We start from the raw sequence: 15516 nt of genomic DNA, 5'->3' as shown, positions 1-15516 counted from the left end.
ATCGAAGGTGCCGGCGACGTTTTGTCCCGGATTCGTGCCCAGGAAGTAGCAAACGCCCGGCCCGGTACAGGCAAATTCGACTTAGGACAGAAACACCGGCCGGATTTGGCCGATTGAAGCCCTTTATCGTGCCTTGCATGTCTCAATCGCCATGTTTTCGTGAGGTCCGAAGTCGCCACTCTGACCCCAAAAGGGGCATCGCAGTGGCAGAAAAGTGCCCATCCGGTGCCGGAATGCATCAGAAAAGCACCCTGTTGGGAAAAGGTTTTACCGGCTTTTATAGCACGTCGATAAAGTTTTTATCATCCGCCGGAGACACCCCTTTCCCCCCGGATATCCCCAACAATCCGGGCACCCACGGGTCTTGACACGAGGCCTTAAGTCTTGCTAGCCATCCTCGTTTACCCCGGTGGGAGAGGGCCACGCCCCGACGGCCGGAATTCTTGGAAAAGAGTGGAACCCATGGATTTGACCATTCGTGAAGATCAATTCGAGGCGACGGTTCGTCGCGCTCGCGAGCGCAGCATTATTATCCCCACCTTCGAGCAGATGATCGATCCGGGCAAGATCCCGGCAGTGATCAAGGAACGCTTGAAGGGCGCGGGACTCTGGGATGTCGATCCGCTGAACCTGTTCCGGGTGACGTGGAAGAACGAACCGACGGAAACGGGCGGCGGCTACGGCGGCGTCAACTTCATGGAGATTCCGCGCGAGATCACGGGCGTAAAGGCCCGTATCTTCGGATTGGTCGGCAAGTGGTTCCCGACCGGCGCGCACAAGGTTGGTGCGACGACCGCGTGCCTTGTCCCCCGACTGATCACCGGCCAGTTCAATCCCGAGACGATGAAGGCCGTCTGGCCGTCGACCGGCAACTACTGCCGCGGCGGCGCCTACATCGCCGCGCTGCTTGCCTGCGAATCGATCGCGATCCTGCCCGAAGAGATGAGCCAGGAGCGCTTCCAGTGGCTGAAGAAGGTTGCCGGCGAAGTGATCGCCACCCCCGGTTGCGAATCGAACGTGAAGGAAATCTACGACAAGTGCTGGGAACTGCGGAAGACTCGTGACAATATCACGATCTTCAACCAGTTCGACGAGTTCGGCAACTACCTGTGGCACCACGAGGTCACCGGTCGCGCGATTCAGGAAGTGTTCGAGCAGATGGGCAATTCGCGCAGTCGTCTGGCGGGCATCGCCTCCAGCACCGGCTCGGCCGGCACCATCGCCTGCGGCGATTACCTGAAGAAGCTGCACCCGCACATCAAGATCATCGCCGGCGAAGCCCTGCAGTGCCCGACGCTGTTGAACAACGGCTTCGGCGGTCACCGCATCGAAGGCATCGGCGACAAGCACGTTCCCTGGATCCACAACGTGCGCAACACGGACTTCGTGGCCGCGATCGACGATAACGCGACGATCAACCTCATGCGCCTGTTCAACCACGAAGTCGGTCACGAGTATCTGAAGAAGCAGGGAGTTTCGCAGGATGTCATCTCCGACCTGAATCTTCTTGGCATCAGCGGCATCGGTAACCTGCTGTCCGCTATCAAGTTCGCGAAGTACCACGAACTCAACGAGGACGACATCGTCGCCACCATCTTCACGGACTCGATGGAACTGTACGGCTCGCGCATGGAAGAGCTCTCGCACATCGAGTACACCGAGGCCGGCGCGGCCGCCGATTACCATCGTTGGTTGATGGGCGAACGCATCGACAACCTGCTCGAACTGACGTACGAAGATCGCAAGCGCATCCACAACCTGAAGTACTACACGTGGATCGAGCAGCAGGCGAGCGACCTGGACGAGCTGAACGCGCAGTGGTACGACCGCGACTACTGGGATAACGTCGTGGCGCAGCGCGGCGACATCGACCGCCTGATCACGCAGTTCAACGAGACTGTTGGTCTGCTGTCCGAAATGGAAGCCGGCGCAAACGCGTAATCCAAGATCCGAGATATCTCTCCTCGGGCGGGGCCATCGGTCCCGCCCGTTTTCTCTTGTCGGGTACATCGGGCAATCTTCGCCCCCTTCGGGGACGAGTCGCCTCAGCATCCCAACCCCAGATTCGCTCCCATCCACCTGCGCGCTTTGCGCTTCGGCGGACAAGCGCGTCGGTCACCTGGGGCCCCAGAACTTCGCCCCCCAGTCGGGGGACCTCCTCAAAGAAGGGGAGTTTCTCTGCAATGTACCGGGCCGCAGAATCCTCCGAAGGAGGATCAGTTGAATGGCCCCGGGCGACCTTCGGGAGCCCGGGGATGCAGACGAGGTTCTCTCGGTCCCCGTAGGGGGCCAAGGCAGGGCCAAGATGAGCGTCCCGCCCCCAGCCCACACTAAATCACTTGCCCGAGGCCGTTGATCCTGCTTCCCTCTGAGCCCTGTGCTTGAACCGATTGGAGAATCTGCCAGCCCATGTCTCGCGTTTTTGTCGCCCTGCCCGCTTACAATGAGGAAGAATGCCTTCCTCCGTTGCTGGATTCGTTTGCGGAGCTGTTCAAGGAGTTCCCCGAGAACGCCGAGCCGTGGATCGTGATCGTTGATGACGGCAGCAAGGACCGCACGGCAGAGGTCGTTCGCGAGGCCATCGCCAAGGGAATGCCCGTCGAGCTTGTTCAGCACGAGAAGAACAAAGGGCTCGGCGAGGCGATCAAAACGGGCCTGCGGCGCGTGGCGGAGCTTTCCGAGAACGACAAGGACGTCGTCATCTGCATGGACGCGGACAACACGCACCCGCCCAGCCACGTGCTGACCATGCTGGATCGCATGAACAAGACGAACGCGGACATCGTGATCGCGTCGCGCTATCGCCGCGGCAGCAAGCAGATCGGCGTGCCGCTCAATCGCCAGCTCATGAGCTTCGGCGCGCGCTTCCTCTTTTGGCTCTTCCTTGGCCTGGAAGGCGTTCGCGATTACACATGCGGCTATCGCGCCTATCGCATGCGCATTGTGCAGCGTTCGTTGAAGGAATACGGCGACGACCTGATTACGCGCGCCGGCTTTGCATGCACTGACCAGTTGCTTGTCAACATGGCCGCGCTGGGCGCGAAGATTCGCGAGGTATCGTTCATCCTTCGCTACGATCGCAAGGTGGGGGAGAGCAAGCTGGAGCTCGGTACAACGATCCTTGAAACGTTCCGCCTCCTGGCCGCCGGCCGTCGCAAGTTGAAGGGCAAAGAATAGCCGGCAAGTTTCGCCCTACGAACTACTCTTTCTTTCCCGCCTTCCAGAGTCCGAGGCCGGCTCCGACGCCGACTGCGGCACCAACTCCCGCCGCACAGCCGAAGATCACGAGGATGTGCTCGAATGTCAGTGTCTCGCTGACATCGGTTCCCCACGTCAGGTCCCAATCGAAGATGAAGAAGACGCCGAGAATGGCCAGTGTGGCCCCGAGCAGGGCCATGAAGGCCAACACCATCACGAAGGTCCCCATGCCGCCCTCCGGGCGTTCATCGCGACGTGCTTTGAACCCCGCCCAGGGATCGCCGTTTCCAAGATCGTTCGGCATCGTGCTCTCCTTCTTCAGGATTCGTCCTTCGTGCGCCACTCCCAGATGATGAACGCGCTCAGAAAACCCAGCGCTGCTCCGATCGCAGCCACGCGTCCGATGGGTTCCAGATCGCCGGGGTGGTCGAAAACAAGAGAATCGAACAACACTGGCAGGAGATCGACGACCAGAACAAACATACCGATCGGCGCCAGGAGAATCCCGAGCAGAAACGCGCCGCGGATTCCTGCTTTCGGCAGCTTCGGCCGAGCGGTCCGGAAATCCGTCCACGGATTGCCATTATCGGAATAACGAGGGCGGCCTCTCACGATTTATCCTCCTTCTCCAGCAGGTCCAGTGTTCGCCTCCAGTCCCAGTTTCTCACGACCAGCAGCATTCCCACCAGGGCTCCGCCGCCGGCAAACCCGCCCAAGAGCCAATATGCCTCCCGGAGCGTCATTATCTCGCCAGTGTGTAACGAGGGGGCTCCGAGCAGTCTTCCTAAGGTGAAGAAGAGGACAAGCGCACCAGCGATTGCCCCAAGAATCGCCATGAAAATCAGGAGAAGGATAAACGTCTCGATGCCACCGTCGGGGATCCGCTCCCGCTCGGATCGATAGTTCGCCCAAGTCTCTTGTCCCTGCGGATAGTCCGCCACCGTCGGCCTCCTGTTCCTACAGGTATTTACGGCCGTCTCGGGCTTGTATTCAAGCAGTTATCCGACTTCGAGCGATTTCAGTCCTTCGGAGGATCCTACGGCAATCAATGCTTCGCCGGGGCGGAAGACGTGATTGGGCATTGCCGCGATGGTCGGGGCGGGTTCCGTGGAACTCGGATCGGCCTGCATTCGGATCAGCACGATGGTGACGCCAAAGCGCACGCGAACATCGAGATCGCGGAGGGATTTGTTGAGAAACGAATCCGGCACCGGGACCTCCGCCAGGCCGAGGTCCTCGACGCCCGGAATCGGGTGCATCGTGGACTGGCGAGTGATTGCCGCGGCCATTGTCGGCGCCGTCTCTCGCTTGAAGAGCGCCTCGTTATATTGGCGAATCACATCGTCGGGGCGAATGGCGCCGCGCAACTTACCGTCTTTGACGACGGGAGCTTCGTAGCGATAGTCGCCCATGGCCTGCATGACCGAATCGAGCGAATCATCCGGCGAGATTACTGGAAGGCTGCCCGATACCATCAGGTCCTCGGCGATAATGAGATGCTCGAAGCTCGAAGGATCGGACATGATGGGTCGAATCTCATCGATCGTGATCGCGCCCAGGAACCTGTCCTCTTCTCCAACGACGAAGATGCTATCGCCGGGATGATCGATGAACTTCCCAATCACGGCGGTCAGCGGATCGGAGGGCTTCACCTTGGCCTCGGCCTTTCGCATGGCCCGCTCGGTCTTTACGTTCTTCAGCAGATTTGCGGACGGTTCTTCGGTCACATCGATGCCGCGACGGAGCAGTTTCAGCGTGTAGATTGAGGCCTTCTGCAACTGCGATGAAAGCAGCGTCGCGATGATGCAGCTAATCATCAGTGGCAAAATGATTTTGTAGTCGTTGGTCAGTTCGAAGATGATCAGGATGGCTGTAATCGGCGCATGCGTCGCGGCGGCAACCATGGCGCCCATCCCGACAAGCGCATAGGCACCGGGAGACGCAACGGCACCGGGGGCAATCACCCCCATCACTGTACCAATCGCGCCGCCTAACATTGCTCCAATAAAGAGGGACGGAGCAAAGATGCCGCCCGAACCGCCCGATCCGATTGTGATGGAAACGCCGACGATCTTGACCAGCGCCAGCATCAACAACATTGTCCAGGCCGTGTTGCCACCGAGGGCATCGTCGATCGCCTCGTAGCCAACGCCGAGCACCTGAGGAAAACGAATCGCGATGAGCCCCACAAGCAGACCGCCCACCGTCGTCTTGACGGCCAGCGGAACCTTGATCTTCTCGAACGAGTCTTCACTCCAGTAGAGAATCCGAATAAAGGCCAAAGCCCCCAGGCCGGCGAGGATGCCCAAGGCTCCATAACCAAACAATTCCCACGGCGTTTCCAGGGAGTACTTCGGAACCGGGAAAGCCGGGAAGTCTCCGTGGAAGTGCCGGCTAACCACCGTTGCGGAAACGGACGCGAGAACGATGGGGGAGAACTGGGTGACGGCGAAGTCACCGAGGATGATCTCAACGGCAAACAGAGCGCCGGCGACGGGTGCGTTGAAGGCGGCGGCAATGCCTGCGCCCGCGCCACATCCGACAAGCGTTCGCATCCTGCGCTCGCCCAGGCCCAGCCACTGCCCGGCGGTCGAGCCAAGCGATGCGCCCACTTGCACGATGGGGCCTTCGCGTCCCACCGATCCGCCGGTGCCGATACACAATGCCGATGCGATCATCTTTCCGATCACGACGCGGGGACGAATTCGGCTGTTGCGCAGGATGACGGCTTCCATGACTTCGGGAACGCCGTGGCCCTTCGCCTCGGAGGCGAAGAACTGGACGATCAGGCCGACAATCAACATACCGACCGTCGGGACGACGAGTTTCCACCAGACTGGGAGATCGCGGATGTGATCCAGTGTGTATTTCGATTCTTTCCAGGCGACCCCTTGAACGAGATGAATCATCTCGCGGAATCCCACGGCGCACAGGCCGGCGAGCAGACCGACGGCCACCGCAACGATGACCATGTAGAGGTGCTCGGTTCGGCGCAGCCGGGAGTTGACCCGGCGCAGGCCGTTGGCAAGGACCGTCATCGACATGAGGCGAAGTGCTCTCCCCGTGGGACTTACTGCAGGCCCTCGACGGTGGGCCGTGACTGCGAGGGGCGGCAAGGGGAGTCTTTGCGCGAGACAAGGGGCGATTCCCCGAAAAGCCTTGAATAAAGGGCCATCTGGGCCGATATAGCTTGGGGAAGGCAAACAAACGAAGGGACCGAAGACCGATGATTCCATACGCAGCCGCCGCAGCAATTCATGCATCCGCCGATCGCATTCTGAATGCGCCGAAACAGATCGATACGCAGGCACGCGGCGGCATCGAAGAGATGAGACTGCTGCTCGAACGGCAGAACCTGCTCATCCAGACCTTGCTCATGATCTTGCTGGAGAAGAAGGTCATTCAAGAAGATGAGTTCCGTGAGTGGATGGTCTATGTCGATGAGCTCGATGGGGCTCGCGACGGACGTGTTCGCGAAGACAAGACACCACGGGCTTGTCCCAAGTGTCACCGCAACAGCCCGCGCACTGCGTCGAAGTGCATCTTCTGCGGACAGGAATTCGAAGTGGAATTCCTCGCTCGTCGACCGGAGCAACCGGAGTAATCTTTGCGTGATCTCGGCACGATTGGGTCAACGAGACACAACCTCTATTGACCTTCTAGTATAGACCTTTTTGGGCATGTTTATAAGTATCGGAATGGAGGAAAAAGAGCGGGTTCCCATTGCCACCTTCGGCAGGGAATTCGCTTAGTAACACGGGGAATAAACGAACCCCGAGGCATGATTGCTCGGAACACTTAAGGAGGAAAACATGGCAACAAAAGAGGAACTGATTAAGGGACTGAACGATGATCTGGCAGCGGAACTGGGGACGGTGATCCGCTACAGCTATCAGGCCAGCAAGTGCGTTGGACTCGTCGGCCGCGAAGCCGCTGAAATCTTCAGCAGCGAAGTGCCCGATGAACTCGGACATGCGACTTTCCTGATGAACGTCATCGTCGACATGGGCGGAGAGCCGACAACGACACCGAAGCCCTTCGAGAAGCCCGAAACGTTGAAGGAGATGATCGAATTGGATCGCAAGATGGAGCTCGAAGACGTCGAGAACTATCGCGCGCACGCTGCATTGGCAGGCGAACTTGGCCTGATTGAACTGCAGCTTCGCCTTGAAGACATGGCCGCGGACGAAGCCGGCCATGCTCGTGAACTGGGACGCGTGTTGCGCGGCCTGTAAGTTCCGATACGTGCCGAAAAAGGAGCCCGCCGACGCGATGTCGGCGGGCATTTTCTTTCTCTCGATTCTGTCACTTCACCACTCTTCGTCGTTCTTCTCGCCATCGGGCTTCTCTGCCGACACGCGGCCAATCATGAAGCCCAGGAAGAATACCAGCCCGATCGCAAAGACGTGCAGGATCCACCAGAAGAGACCGAGAAATTGCCATTTTTCCGGGAGATCCATGCTGCCGCTCCATTACTTTCCGGGAATACCTGGCTTCGTCATCGCGTGAAGATCGAGAACCTTGCGAAGCTCTTCTTCCTTCATCAGGCCCTTGTCGACGGTGACCTCGATCAGCGTCTTGCCACTCTTCAGCGATTCCTTTGCCACCATCGAGGCATTCTTGTAGCCGACGTATACGTTCAGCGCCGTCGCCAGGCCCATCGAGCCTTCGACGTAGCGCTGGCAGCGGTCCGGGTTGGCCTTGATGCCCTTCACGCACAGATCAGTCAACTGACGGACCAGCGACCCCATCACGTGGATGGACGAGATGACCTTGTGCTGCATCAGCGGCATCATGACGTTCAACTCGAGCTGTCCCGCGCCAACGGCCCAGGAAACAGCCGTGTCGTTCCCGATCACCTCGAAGCACACCATGTTCGCGCACTCGAGCATCGACGGATTCACCTTGCCAGGCATGATCGAGCTTCCGGGTGCGATCGACGGCAACTGGATTTCAAACAGGCCCGTCGTCGGTCCGCTGGAGAGCAGACGCAGGTCATTGCAGATGCGGCTGACTTCGATCGCCAGGTTGCGCAGTGCCGCACTGATCTCGGTGATCGGGCGCTGGCTCTGCATGGCCTCGCACATATTCGGGCTCAGCTTCAGGTCATTGATCTTCGAGATCTTCTTCAAGTGGACGAGCAGGGCCTCGCGATAGCCCTTTGCCGTATTCAGGCCTGTTCCGGCAGCCGAACCGCCGATGCCCAGTTCCTTGACCCAATCGCGGGCGGAAGCGATGGACTTATGGCAGCGCTTGATCGCTTCGCCGTACGCGGCGAATTCCTGGCCCAGGCGAATGGGCACGGCGTCTTGCAGGTGCGTGCGTGCGCTCTTGACGATCTTATCGAATTCTTTGCCCTTCTTGGCAAAGGCGGCTTCCAGATCGATCAGCGGCTTGTGCAGGTGATCGCGCAGCATCAGCAGAATGCCGAGCCGCATCGCCGTCGGGAAGGTGTCGTTCGTCGACTGGCCAAAGTTCACATGATCGTTCGCGGTCACGGGCGAGTTATCGCCGATCTTGCCACCGAGGATCTCATTCGCGCGGTTGGCAATCACTTCGTTGACGTTCATGTGAAAACTGGTGCCGGCGCCCATCTGAAACACGTCGACAACAAATTGTTCGCGCAACTCGCCGTTCAGGATCTCCTTGCACGCCTTGATGATCGCGTTTGCGATCTTCGGCTTCAATGCCTTGGAGTCCTTGTTCGCCATCGCGGCGGCTTGCTTCAGCATGACGTAGGCGTCGATGAACTTCGGGTGATGAGTCAGCCCGGAGATGGGGTAGCACTCCAGGGCGCGTTGGGTCGTCGTTCCCCAGTATGCCTGAGCGGGAATCCGGACCTCACCCAGGGAATCTTTTTCGATACGAATCTTGTCAGCCATGACTTGTCCTTCCGTAGAGGAGAGGTGTGGCGGCACGGGAGCGCTCCCCTCCGCCGAACGCCTTGACGCGTAGCGAATCGCAAGGCGGGGGAGCAAGGAATAGTGCGCCCCGCCGCAACTTCTTTCAGTCGGGGCGGGGCGGGATTCTGCAGGCGGGGCCGCGAGGCCTATTCTTCGACGTACAGGTTCAGCTTCTCGCGAATCTGTTCCATGTTCTGCTGGGCGCGTTTACGAGCCTTCGTGTTGCCCTCGTGCAAGACGTCTTTCCACAGATTCGGGTTGGCCTCCAGTTCCGCGCGCTTCTCGCGGGCGGGGGCGAACTTGGCGTTGATCTCGTCGGCCAGCAACTTCTTGCAGTCGCGACAGCCGATTCCCGCGGAGCGACAGCCTTCCGTGATCCAGTCGTAGTGCTTCTCGTCCGTGAAGACCTTGTGATAGGACCACACGCTGCACTTCTCCGGATCGCCCGGGTCCTTGCGGCGAATGCGCGCCGGATCGGTCACCATTACGCTGACCTTCTGCTCTACCTCTTCCGGCGGATCGGCGATATAGATGCAATTATCGTAAGACTTGCTCATCTTCCGGCCGTCGTTGCCGAGCAGCACCGGCGAGACGGACAGTTTCCACTGCGGCACCCGGAAGACGGGATTCTCCTCGCCGCCGTACCAGTGATTCACCTTCTGAGCCAGGTCCTGCGTCTTTTCGACGTGCTCGACCTGGTCGCGCCCGACGGGGACGACGTGCGCCTGATAGATCAGAATGTCGGCGCTCTGCAGACATGGATAGCCGAGGAAACCATAGGTGCGCAGTACCTCGTTTCCTTGCTCGATGACGTTATCCTTCCAACTCGTGCAACGCTCCATCAAGCCCAGCGGCGCAAACATGCCGAGCAGCAGCGACAGCTCCGCGTGCTCCTTGACGGCGGACTGCACGAAGATCGTCGCGCGCTCCGGGTCCAATCCCACCGACAGCCAGTCGATGGTCTGCTGACGAATGTTGTCCTGCAACGAGGCCGTATCGCGATAGGTGCTGGTCAGCGCGTGCCAATCGGCGATCATGAAGAAGCACTCGAGTTCATCCTGCAGAGGAACCCACTGGGCCAGGGCGCCCACGTAATTGCCGAGGTGCTGGCGGCCCGTCGGGCGGCTTCCGCTCAGGAGGATTTTCTTTTCCGGTTCGTGCAGTGCAGACATGATCGGTCCTTAGAGGTTGGTCAGGTTGCCAGGCGCAGGGCCTGGTCCAGTGCGGCATTCAAGCCGAGAGATTGCAGAGTGAGTTCGGACAATCCAAAGACGGCCACCGACAACAGCCTGATCACCGGCGTGGCCCAAAGTAGCATCAGGAGGATGAAAATCCCGAAGCGCCGATAGGAGTCCCACGCTCCATAGCGAGCGGCGTGGCCGCGAATGAAGAAATGATAAACGACATGCGAACCATCGAGCGGCGGAACAGGGATAAGGTTGAACAGGCAGAGTAGCCAGTTGATTGAAACGTAGAAGATCGCTCCCATCCAGAAGCTATGGACCACGCTCGCCGAGAACGACCACCACCCATGAATTCCCCCGATCACCATGACCCGAGCGATGAGCGAAAACAGGAGTGTTCCGGCCAGTGCCAGCAGCAGGTTCGAGAACGGCCCGGCCATCGCGACCACGATATTCCATGTCTTGTCGCGGAAGTGAGCTTCATCGACCGGAACCGGCTTCGCCCATCCAAACATCGGGATATTGCTGATGATCGAGAGGATCGGGACCAGAACGGTTCCGACCGGGTCCATATGAACCAGCGGGTTCAACGAGAGACGGTTCTGGTACGTCGCCGTCAAATCCCCACCCCAATTCGCCGTCAGGGCGTGGGCAATCTCGTGGACCGTGAGGGCCAGGAGAAAGATGGGAACCATCAGAACGACGTATGCAGCATTGAATTCCAACAGAGAGCCTTCTTCCGTGGGGCGTGGGGGCCCGAAGCTTCCGGGAAGGGTGCGGATTGGAGGCGAGGTCGGTCAACGGCGAAGTGGCCTTTTCCCGTTGGCGCCGCATCTCTGATCGGCCAGTGTATTGCTAAGCGGATTGGTGGCGTTTGACCGTTGACAGTGGAGGTTCGAGCCATGAGCGACAAATTGATCGAAGTTCAGGACCTCGTGGTCGAATACGGCAAGGGTGCCAAGAAGGTTCGCGCCGTTGACGGGATTTCATTCGACGTCGAGCGCGGCGAAGTCGTCGGTTTCGTCGGCCCGAACGGCGCCGGCAAGTCCACGACCATCAAGACACTGATGGGGTTCATCTTCCCGCTCAGTGGAACCGTGAAGATCTTTGGCAGCCAGGCCGGCACCGTGGAATCGCGCCGCCGCCTGGGGTACCTGCCGGAAGTTGCGCTTTACTACCCGTTCATGAAGGCCCGCGAGCTCCTCGCGCTCTACGGTGGACTGCAAGGGCTGTCGCGGGCGGAGCTCAAGTCGCGCATCCCGGAATTGCTGGAGGAAGTCGGGCTGGGCGGCAAAGGCAACGTCCTGCTCCGCAATTTCTCCAAGGGCATGCAGCAGCGGCTCGGAATCGCGCAGGCCATCATCGCCAGGCCGGAATTGCTGGTCTTCGACGAGATGTCCTCCGGCCTCGACCCGGTTGGGCGTCACGACCTTCGAGAGGTGCTTCTGAAGCTGCGCCAACAAGGCACAACGATCTTCTTCAGTTCGCACGAGCTCGTCGAAGTCGAGGAATTATGCGACCGCGTGATCATGGTCAATCGCGGCAAGATTGTGACCTCGGACACCGTCGCGAACCTGATGAAGCCGATGAATTGCTTCGAGATCGTGTTCGAGTTAGACGGCGATATGCCGACGGAACTGGGAAAACACTCCGTCGAGGAGCGCGGAAACCAGCGCGTTGTTTCTATCGCCGGCGTGGAGGACTACACGAAGGCACTGAGCGCTCTTTCGTCCGCAGGCGCGCGGCTGATCAGCACGGAAAGCAAGACCCAATCGCTGGAAGAGTATTTCATCTCCCTGATCCGGCACGAGCCCGAGAAGGTTGCGGCGACTGCCTGAGTTTCCCTTGGCGAAACCGGCCTTGGACAGTACACTCTCAATGACCCCCCACCGGAGGATTCATCCATGGCAGACGAGTCGAAGAAAAACAACGAAGAGAAGACCGAAGAGGAACCGTTCCAGACATATTACGAAGAGGACGAGGGCAAGACAGGCTTTCGCGTGCGGATGCGGCCGGAGGAAGTCAAGGAGGCCGTGCAGCACATTTGCGATTCCGTCCTGCGCACCGTTCCCGTCGATGTGACCGAGCATCTGGCCAACAGCCAAAAGGAATTCCTGAAGGCCGGTGTTGCGTTCGCTGAGAGCGTCATGAAGCGAACTGACGATCGAGTGAAGCGCGCGAAGGACTTGCACGAGAAGAAGGACTGACAATAAGAACCGCCCGCTGAACAGGCGGGCGGTGATGATCGTTCTCAGCGCCGTTCCAGTCGAATCTCGACGGGCGGCGCTTCTTTGTCTTTTGGACCGATGTGGGCCACCCCCGGCGCATATCCCGGCGAAAGCACGATGACTTCGAACTGATCGTAGTCCGGAATAATCGGTATCTGGAACTCGCCGGCATCACTGGGGCGTACCCACCACGTGCGGCCAACCCAGGCGAGCAACTGTCCTGGCAATTCGCCGGCCGTGGATATCCTGACTGAGACGGCGTCGATCCCTTCCGGAAGCTCCGCCGGAAGCCATGGCGCATCGAGCCCCTGCGGCATAGCCACGAGCGAAATCGTTGGCGATGTCCTTGGGTCGAATGGTTGCGCGACGTGCCCCGGACCCCAGGCCCAGTGAGGATCCGGTGTGCTGCGTTTCGGCGCATCCAGAAGAGCAATGCCCGCACGGTTCGTTAGCGTGAACAGATCGCGAATGCGCTGGCCGAAGACGCGAGCCTGTGCGATCGGCAACTGCGATTCCCTATCGAGAACGCGAACGCGTGGGAAGCCCTCCGCCATTCTATCCGTCGGCTCGGTGCCCGGGACGTCCAACTCATCGCCCGCGCTGAAAGACTCACCATCGAGCGTCTTGCCCGCGAACACCAACGTTCCTGTTTGGGTCGTTAGCGGGTCGGTCGGGTGGACGAACATCAGGGCGAATGCCGGCGTTGGATAATACACCATCGTCGGCAGCAGATCGCCGTTCCAGGTGGCCTGGATCGAAACCGGGTCGAGCAGCTTTCCTTCGCCCGGCTGAATCAGCGCCTGGACATTCTCTCCGGCGCCGAGTTGGCGTGCGTAGAATTCGGCCGCCGGCTCATTCTGCGGCACGCCGAGCGGCTGAATCCGAGCAGCAAGCTGTGCCGCTGCGAAGCACGGCAGCAGTAGACTGAGACACAGAAACAGGCGTGTGGCGATGGTCCTCATGAAGTTGGAGCGCGCTTAGCCCTCCGGCGTCGGTGTGGGGCCGTCGATCTTGTTTACACTGACCATGGCGGGACGAATGACGCGGCCCTTCAAGGCCCAGCCCGGACGCATCGTCTCGAGAACGACTCCTTCCGGCTGATCCGGTTGAGTCTCCGTGGCGGCGGCCTCGTGCAGGTTCGGATCGAATTGCTGGCCAGTCGGCTGAATCAGTTCGAGACCGGCGCCTTGAAGCACCGAGACGATCTCGCGGTGGATCATCTCGACGCCCTGGCGGACAGAATCGACGTTGCTGGCGGTCTCAAGCGACAGCATCGCGAGGCCGAAGTGATCCATCGGGGCGACCAGCGAACGCATCAGGTCCTCGGTGGCGTACTTGCGGAGCTCTTCCTTGTCCTTCTGGTGACGGCGACGCTGATTTTCGACGTCGGCCCGCGCGCGAAGTGCGTTGTCCTGCGCTTCCTTCATTTGTGTTTCCAATTGATGCACGAGGTCCCGCAGGCGTTCCAGTTCAGCCTGGCGTTCCGAATCGTCTGCAGCCAGCGTAACGGGCTGGCTGGCATAGCTGCGGCGCCTGAGCTGGTACTTCTTGCGCCGCCGCAGGGATGCCAACGGCGGCACGGGAAGGGGACCGGGATTTCCTCTCATGCTCATCTCAAGTCGTTCCTCTTTATTATTGTGACCGGCGAAGGGCCGTTCGCCTCAGATTGCAGCATTTACGACCGGCGTCCGTGCGATGCTTCCAGGGCGAGTCCGCTTTTGGCAATCGTCTCCCCAGCCCGCAAGCCGGAAGTGACGACGACTTCCTTGCCGTTGCTCGTTCCCAGCTCGACTGGGCGGATTTCCGGCTTCCCATTCGACCCAATCACCGTGACCGTCGGACGCCCTTCGCGCCTGACGATCGAATCCAACGGAATCGTCAGCACGTCCTCCTGCCGATCAAGCACGATGCGGACCTGAGCCGTCATGCTTGGGCGTAGGCGGGGATCCTCGACATGGAATCCGACTTCGACCTCGAAGACCTTCTGGCCGGAGTAGCCCTCGGTCTGCATCATGGCGCCGCCCGCGCTGGTTTCGCGCTCCACGGCCACCTTGCCGATTCTCTTGATAATGCCTTCGACGACCTTCCCATCCAGGGCATCGAAGCTCAACTGTACGGGATGGCCTTCAGATACGCGGGTCAGGTAATTCTCTGCGATCTGTGTGCGCACAATCATCGATTCCAGATCGGGGATCTCGCCGACGACTTGGCCGTGGCGCATCGAATCGCCCGCCTTGGCCTCCACCATCGAGTGCTTCTGCCAGTTCCAGTTCTTGGTGCGCAGGAACATCCCCGTGATCGGCGCCTTGATCTGTGCCGAGTCGATCCGTTCCTGGGCTTCATCAAGTTCCCGGCGGGCGCGATTGCTTTGCAGTTCCTTGCGACGGATCTGAGATTGGCTGGAGGACTGCTCGCTGACCTGCGAAGTCACCTCCGAGCGGAAGCCAAGATCCTGATTCCATGTGCTGAGCTTGGTGCTCTGCGCATTGCTGCGGGCTTCGCGCAAGTCGTCTTCCGGCACGACGGCTTTCTGCAGCAGAACTTCTGTTTCGCCGAGTCGCTGGGTTACATCCTTCAAGCGCAGACGATTGTACTCGAGTTCCGACTCGGCCAGGTCGCGATCCAAAGTACTCGATCGCAACTCAATCTTGAGGCTTTCGATCGTCGCTTCGAGTTCGGATTTCAGGTTCTTCAGGTCATTCAGTCGTTCTTTGACGTCGTCGGCGGCGTCCTGATTCTCCATGACCGCAACAACGTCGCCTTTGTGTACAGGAGTGCCGGACTCGATCAACTCGATCAAGCGTCCGCGGAATGGAATCAAGATCGGAACCACGCGGGTTGACTCAACGACGCCGATTTCTTCGATGGCCTCGCTGTACTCGCCGGCGCGCACAGTCATTGTCGAGCCCGCAGGCAGGCTCGTGGACTTCGTGTCGTTGCAACTGCCCAACAGCAGAGCCGCGGCGATTATCGATCCCGCAAGGATTCGCGCACCCCTCATCC

General features: G+C 59.7%; 17 protein-coding genes. 6 read left to right on the top strand and 11 right to left on the bottom strand.

The genetic code is table 11. The features are described 5' to 3' along the window. The first annotated feature begins 462 nt into the window (after positions 1-462). A complete protein-coding gene (locus KQI84_04565; protein MCB2154135.1) occupies positions 463-1941 on the top strand; it encodes a pyridoxal-phosphate dependent enzyme in 1479 nt (492 codons plus the stop codon). Positions 1942-2409: 468 nt separating this feature from the next. Further along, positions 2410-3177, top strand: a complete 768-nt coding sequence (locus KQI84_04560) for a glycosyltransferase (protein MCB2154134.1) — start codon at positions 2410-2412, stop codon at positions 3175-3177. Positions 3178-3199: 22 nt separating this feature from the next. Here KQI84_04560 and KQI84_04555 read toward each other — a convergent pair whose 3' ends face one another. Genes KQI84_04555 through KQI84_04540 form a run of 4 tightly spaced genes read right to left on the bottom strand, consistent with a single transcriptional unit; the run spans position 3200 to position 6242 of the window. Next, on the bottom strand, positions 3200-3502 hold the full coding sequence (locus KQI84_04555) for a hypothetical protein (protein ID MCB2154133.1): 303 nt from the start codon (positions 3500-3502) through the stop codon (positions 3200-3202). A 14-nt stretch (positions 3503-3516) separates the two neighbouring features. Then, positions 3517-3810 (bottom strand): hypothetical protein, encoded by a 294-nt coding sequence (locus KQI84_04550; GenBank protein ID MCB2154132.1) that lies wholly within the window; start codon positions 3808-3810, stop codon positions 3517-3519. Next, positions 3807-4139, bottom strand: coding sequence for a hypothetical protein (locus KQI84_04545; protein ID MCB2154131.1), 333 nt, complete (start codon positions 4137-4139; stop codon positions 3807-3809). The genes KQI84_04550 and KQI84_04545 overlap by 4 nt, the downstream gene beginning before the upstream one ends. 57 nt (positions 4140-4196) lie before the next feature. Next, positions 4197-6242, bottom strand: coding sequence for a chloride channel protein (locus tag KQI84_04540; GenBank protein ID MCB2154130.1), 2046 nt, complete (start codon positions 6240-6242; stop codon positions 4197-4199). 182 nt (positions 6243-6424) lie between these two features. Here KQI84_04540 and KQI84_04535 point away from each other — a divergent pair, with 182 nt between their 5' ends. Both KQI84_04535 and KQI84_04530 read left to right on the top strand, forming a co-directional pair. Then, positions 6425-6802: a hypothetical protein gene (locus KQI84_04535; GenBank protein MCB2154129.1), complete on the top strand. Its 378-nt coding sequence runs from the start codon at positions 6425-6427 to the stop codon at positions 6800-6802. A 208-nt stretch (positions 6803-7010) separates the two neighbouring features. Beyond that, entirely contained in the window at positions 7011-7433 is a 423-nt protein-coding gene (locus KQI84_04530; GenBank protein ID MCB2154128.1) for a ferritin-like domain-containing protein, read from the top strand. Positions 7434-7508: 75 nt separating this feature from the next. Here the strand turns inward: KQI84_04530 and KQI84_04525 are convergent, their stop codons facing one another. The 4 genes from KQI84_04525 to KQI84_04510 all read right to left on the bottom strand — a co-directional run bounded on the left by KQI84_04525 (position 7509) and on the right by KQI84_04510 (position 11010). Beyond that, complete coding sequence (locus tag KQI84_04525; protein MCB2154127.1) at positions 7509-7658, bottom strand: hypothetical protein; 150 nt, start codon at positions 7656-7658, stop codon at positions 7509-7511. Between the two features lie 12 nt (positions 7659-7670). Next, positions 7671-9080, bottom strand: a complete 1410-nt coding sequence (locus tag KQI84_04520) for an aspartate ammonia-lyase (GenBank protein ID MCB2154126.1) — start codon at positions 9078-9080, stop codon at positions 7671-7673. Positions 9081-9247: 167 nt separating this feature from the next. After that, complete coding sequence (gene trpS, locus KQI84_04515; GenBank protein ID MCB2154125.1) at positions 9248-10273, bottom strand: tryptophan--tRNA ligase; 1026 nt, start codon at positions 10271-10273, stop codon at positions 9248-9250. Positions 10274-10293: 20 nt separating this feature from the next. Then, positions 10294-11010: a site-2 protease family protein gene (locus tag KQI84_04510; protein MCB2154124.1), complete on the bottom strand. Its 717-nt coding sequence runs from the start codon at positions 11008-11010 to the stop codon at positions 10294-10296. A gap of 177 nt (positions 11011-11187) precedes the next feature. On the opposite strand from KQI84_04510, the gene KQI84_04505 reads away from it, so the two are divergent. Together KQI84_04505 and KQI84_04500 are read left to right on the top strand one after the other, a co-directional pair. Beyond that, positions 11188-12123, top strand: a complete 936-nt coding sequence (locus tag KQI84_04505) for an ABC transporter ATP-binding protein (protein ID MCB2154123.1) — start codon at positions 11188-11190, stop codon at positions 12121-12123. Between the two features lie 66 nt (positions 12124-12189). Continuing rightward, on the top strand, positions 12190-12492 hold the full coding sequence (locus KQI84_04500) for a hypothetical protein (protein ID MCB2154122.1): 303 nt from the start codon (positions 12190-12192) through the stop codon (positions 12490-12492). A 44-nt stretch (positions 12493-12536) separates the two neighbouring features. Here the strand turns inward: KQI84_04500 and KQI84_04495 are convergent, their stop codons facing one another. The 3 genes from KQI84_04495 to KQI84_04485 form a co-directional block, all read right to left on the bottom strand. Further along, positions 12537-13475: a hypothetical protein gene (locus tag KQI84_04495; protein MCB2154121.1), complete on the bottom strand. Its 939-nt coding sequence runs from the start codon at positions 13473-13475 to the stop codon at positions 12537-12539. A gap of 15 nt (positions 13476-13490) precedes the next feature. After that, the gene (gene grpE / locus KQI84_04490) at positions 13491-14126 is read right to left on the bottom strand and encodes a nucleotide exchange factor GrpE (GenBank protein MCB2154120.1); all 636 of its coding nucleotides are present in this window, start codon (positions 14124-14126) and stop codon (positions 13491-13493) included. Between the two features lie 62 nt (positions 14127-14188). Continuing rightward, a complete protein-coding gene (locus KQI84_04485) occupies positions 14189-15514 on the bottom strand; it encodes an HlyD family efflux transporter periplasmic adaptor subunit (GenBank protein MCB2154119.1) in 1326 nt (441 codons plus the stop codon). Positions 15515-15516 lie beyond the last annotated feature (2 nt).

This window comes from bacterium (genome assembly GCA_020444065.1).
Taxonomy (GTDB): Bacteria; Sumerlaeota; Sumerlaeia; order SLMS01; family JAHLLQ01; genus JAHLLQ01.
The sequence above is the reverse complement of the archived record's forward strand: the minus strand, read 5'-3'. Positions and strand labels throughout refer to the sequence as shown.